The sequence below is a fragment of the Ruegeria sp. HKCCD7181 genome (assembly GCF_057221055.1).
This window is the reverse complement of the sequence record NZ_JBWVBC010000031.1, coordinates 1-4,904: the sequence shown is the minus strand read 5'-3', so window position 1 is coordinate 4,904 and position 4,904 is coordinate 1. Positions and strand designations below refer to the sequence as shown.

Annotated in this window: 2 pseudogenes; both read left to right on the top strand. The window is 56.1% G+C overall.

The annotated features are described in order from the left end of the window. Positions 1-210 (top strand): annotated as a pseudogene (locus tag AC2TCY_RS22945) (hypothetical protein); the annotation flags it as partial. A gap of 65 nt (positions 211-275) precedes the next feature. Beyond that, positions 276-4,904: pseudogene (locus AC2TCY_RS22940) on the top strand (beta strand repeat-containing protein); the annotation flags it as partial.

Here is a 4,904-nt window from a genome sequence, read left to right as displayed (position 1 = left end):
TGGGCCGGCCCGAAGCTTCCCTTCCGCTGGACATTCACACCCCACTTACCGAAGCCTGAAGACTATGTATTGCAGCGTTCAGCGGTCACGTTATCGGCGATTTATGAGGCTGACGAATGGGAAGAGATTTCTCCACACCTACCAGCGCCCGAGCAATTTTCGAAGTCACAGGGTGAAGAGAGCAGGGTGCATCATAAGCACTTGATTTAATTTTGTTACATCAAAAAGAAGACTGATTTAATCCGTCACGAACTGGGCGGTGGGAAGGGGACAGTATGACCAAATTTGTAGGCACGAGTGCCGACCACGCATCTGTGGCAACTGGAATTCTAGCAAATGGCGATATGCAATTGATGCGGGAAGGCAGCTTTGTAGAGGCCTTTGAATGTACCACATTCCCATCTGTCTCAATCGGGCATTCCGGGACCTCGATAGCGGTTATCGATGGTCTGGAGGATCTGCGGAACGCGCAGGGTGGATTTGATGTCTACAACTTTGAGGTGGAACAGCACCATACCTACATTGCGGATGGTATTCGAGTGCACAACATGTCGGGATTTCTGGGGCGCGTGGGTAATGCCATTAACGATGGGATTGACGGGTTGCTTGACGCAGAACCCAACGGGTTCATTGATGGAGTAACGGATCTCTTGACGGCGCCCCTGCATCTTGCGGGCGCGATCTTGAACGGTGTTTCTCAGGTTGCGATCGGCGCGGCCACTGCTGTTGGAGGTTGGGTCGGTCAAAAGCTGACGCAATTCGACGCATGGTTGGGTAAGATATTTGGCACGCAACCTAGACCGGACGCTGCTCCCACGGCAGCTGAAGTCAAAGAGTCCTGGAATGGAATAGACGATTTTAAGAAAGTTGTTGAATCCGCTCTGGAGCACGATGGGGTTACAGAGCGAGATATCTACGACGATGGAGCACGTCGCGGAAAGACCGAAAAAGACATCCAAGCAGAAATAAGTGAAGTGCGTGGTTACACCACGAGGACGCCATCCGAAATAGCAAACGACATTGATCCACATGCCAGTGGCCGAGACAAGAACAATCGCGGCGATGGCAATGATCGCAGTGGAGGCGGCTCCTCTAGAGGCAGTGACCGAGGCGGAGTTGATCGCGCAGGTGAGTCCCGCGGCGAGGACAAGCATCCGATCATTCTGGACCTTGACGGTACTGGCGTAGAACTGACCCAGCTTTCGAACTCGACGGTCTTTGTGGATTCGTCTGGCGATGGGTTGTTGAACCGGACGGCCTGGGCTGCGGCTGGGAACGGGGTTCTGTTTTATGACGCGGACGGGGATGGGACGATCTCCGAAGCGCGGGAGTACATCTTCACGGAATGGGATCCGACGGCGACGAGCGATATTGAAGCGCTGCGGGCGGTGTTTGACACCAATGGCGATGGTGTCTTTGACGCCAGTGATGATGCCTGGGGTGACTTCAAGGTTCTGGTGACCAACGCGGACGGCTCGCTGGAGGCGAAGACGCTGGATGAGCTGGGGATCACCTCGATTGATCTGACGGCGGATGCAACCAATATCGAGCTGCCCGATGGCTCGGTGATCACCGGCACCACGACCTTTACCTGGTCGGATGGCAGCACCGGGACGGTTGCAGATACCACGCTGGTGTCCGAGACGGCCAGCTATCGCATCGAAGAAAGCGAGGCTATCGACGGGGCTGGGGTGCGCACGCATATCCAAACCGGGTATGGCGCCGATGGCGCCATTTCTTTTGTGATCACCTCGGTGACCACGGCGGATGGATCCTCGATTACCAACAGCTATGACCACAATGGTGATGGCGTTGTGGATCGTATCCAGACCATCGTCACGGTGACCAACCCGGATGGCAGCAAAAGCGAGACAGTCACCAATATTCTGGGGTCTGAGCTGGCCACGGGCATTCTGTTCAGCGAAACGAAGACAACCACCAGCGCCGATAGTAACACGGTGACCATCGAACGGGATTCCACCGGCGGCGGCTGGTTTGACCAGATTGAGGTCCGCACGACACATGCGGATGACAGCATGACCATCGTAACCACGGATCTTGACCCGAACGGAGGTGTGATCCGCAGTTCGACCGAGACGGTCTCGGCCGACGGGCTGACACGTACGGACGCGATTGACGAGGATGGCGACAGTGTTGTGGATTTGACGATCACTCATACCATTGTGATCAACGCAGATAACAGCCGCTCGGAGACTATTGAGTATTTCAACCAGGATGGCTCACTGCGCAGTTCGGTGACCGAGACTGTCTCGGCAGATGGCAGGACCAAGACCATCACCCGTGATCTGGATGGGGACGGCGATACAGATGTTCAGGAGGATCTGGACATAGTGGTGAATGCAGATGGCACCACGGACTCGACCCTGACAGTGAGGAACGGGGATGGCAGCGTTCGCAGCTCCAGCACCCACAGCCAATCCGATGACGCCCTGCACAAGACCTCGGCTGTTGATCAGGACGGCGATGGCGATGTGGATGTCACAACGGCTGAAGCCACCACAATCCATGCCGATGGCAGTCGCGAGACCGAGACGACACTGACCAATACGGATGGGTCAGTGCGCGGCAAAACAAAGGTCACCCTGGGGGGCGACAAGATCAGTTCCGAGACCTGGATCGATCACAATCAGGACGGTGTGTTCCAGGCCACCGACCTCAGCCAAAGCGTAACCGTTGATGGCGGGACTGGAGAGCGGACCACCACCAGTTGGACCCGCAATGCGGATGGATCGTTCAGCGCGAAATCCGTCTCGGTGTCCAGCGAAGATGGTCTCGTGATCAACACGGATATCGACGCGGACGGGGATGGTGATACGGATCGCTCGATCTCGGATGTGACAGTTGAGAATACGGACGGAACATCGACACGAACCATCACTGAAACGGCCCAGAACGGATCGCTCATCAGCGAACAGGAGGTCACCACCAGCGGGGACGGGCTGACAGTTACCTCCCTGTCCGACGTCAACGGCGATGGCAGCAACGATGGGAAGACCGTTTCGACGCAGATCTCTAATGCGGATGGTAGCACGCTCAGCACCACGACAAGTTATGCCGGCGATCAATCTACGCTTCTGGGACATTCCACAACGTCCCAGAGCGCGGATCGGCGTCTGACGATCACTGATAGTGACGTGAACGGAGATGGTGCAACGGATGTGACGGTGCGCTTGGAAAAGCATGCTGATGGTAGCATGACGGAGTTGGAGACGCGGTTCAGCGCCGATGGGACAACGCTTTATACGCAGCAGACACACGTGAGTGCGGACGAACTGACCGCCACCATTGCCACGGATCTGGATGGGGATGGTGATACGGATGTCACATCGACGCAGGCGACAGTCCTGAACGCGGATGGCGGTCGGACAACCACCGGTACGGTGCGCAACGGGGACAATAGTCTCCGCAGCCAGACTGTGACGACTATCAGCGATGACGGATTGTTGACGACCACAACTCAGGACCAAAACGGAGATGGTGTTTCTGAACGCATTCATGAATCCAAAACCGTTCTGTGGGCTGCTGGTGGAAACACAATATTCAACACGACGTACGCTGAAGACGGAACTCTACTCTATGGAGAAAAAACGTGGACTAGAGATGACGGGCTAGTAAGACGGACGGACAAAGATGCTGATGGTGATGGGGGCACAGATCAGGAATACTGGAGTCGTACTACTCTGAATGACGATGGTAGTACGACCGTTGTTGCTGAAGTGCAGGACGTTACTGGTGTCAGTGATGTGTTGCGTTCGCAGGTGATCACGACCACAAGCGACAACGGTCGCGATATCCTGGAAACAACGGATATCAATGGTGATGGTGCTATAGATATGCGTGTTCATCGCGTGGTTGGCGACGATGGCACTCTCACCGTGACCGAGATCGGGCTCAACAGCGACGGATCTCTTCAAAGCCAGATAGTCACAACGGTCAGTGACAATGGGCTGCAATCCTCTACCCAGTATGATGCGGATGGCGATGGGGTCTACGAGCGCAGCATGGACGGCACAACCGTGCTCAATGCCGATGGGTCCACCACGCAAACTGTTGAGAAAAAAACTGAAAATGGTGCCGTTTATCGTCGCACGGTTACCGAGACCTCCCGCGATGGCTGGACCACCACGACGCGGGAAGACTGGGACAATGACGGAGATGATGATCTCACCACCACGCAGGTTTACGATCTGAGCGCTGCCGGCATTGAGACCACGACTGTCACGCAAACAGCCGCAGATGGGTCCACGATCGGTACGGATACGAACGTGGTCAGCGCGGACGGTCGCTCCTCCACACGGTCCGTCGATCTCGATGGCAATGGCGTCGATGACATTGTAATGACATCGACTGTCGCCGATGACGGGTCGCAAACCCGTCGGGATGAGTATTATGACGCTGTCGGGACACTGGTCGCAAACAACTCCACAACTATCAGCGGCGACGGTTTGACCGTCACCTCCGGCACCGACCGGAACGGCGATGGCTTAGATGAGCTTGTTGCAACATCGACCACAGTGCTGGCGGCGGACGGTGGTCAGACTGTGACAGCCGACTACACCGACGGTGGTGGCGCGCGGCTGGCCAAGACTGTTGCCACTTCCAGCGACGATGGCTTCAACACCAGCTGGAGTGCGGATTACGACGGTGACGGCACAAGTGAATTCGTCACCACCGGCACAACCACGTTTGAGGCTGATGGCGACGTCGTGCAAACAGCAACAACCATAGACGGCTCAGGTGCGGCAAAGGGTTCCGTAACAACAACCACATCCGGCAACGGTCTCAACACGTCAATTACGATAGACGTCGATGGCGACGGCAACACAGACCGCACCAGAGATATTTTGACCAAAGCCAGCGGGGCATGGACACAAACAGATCGG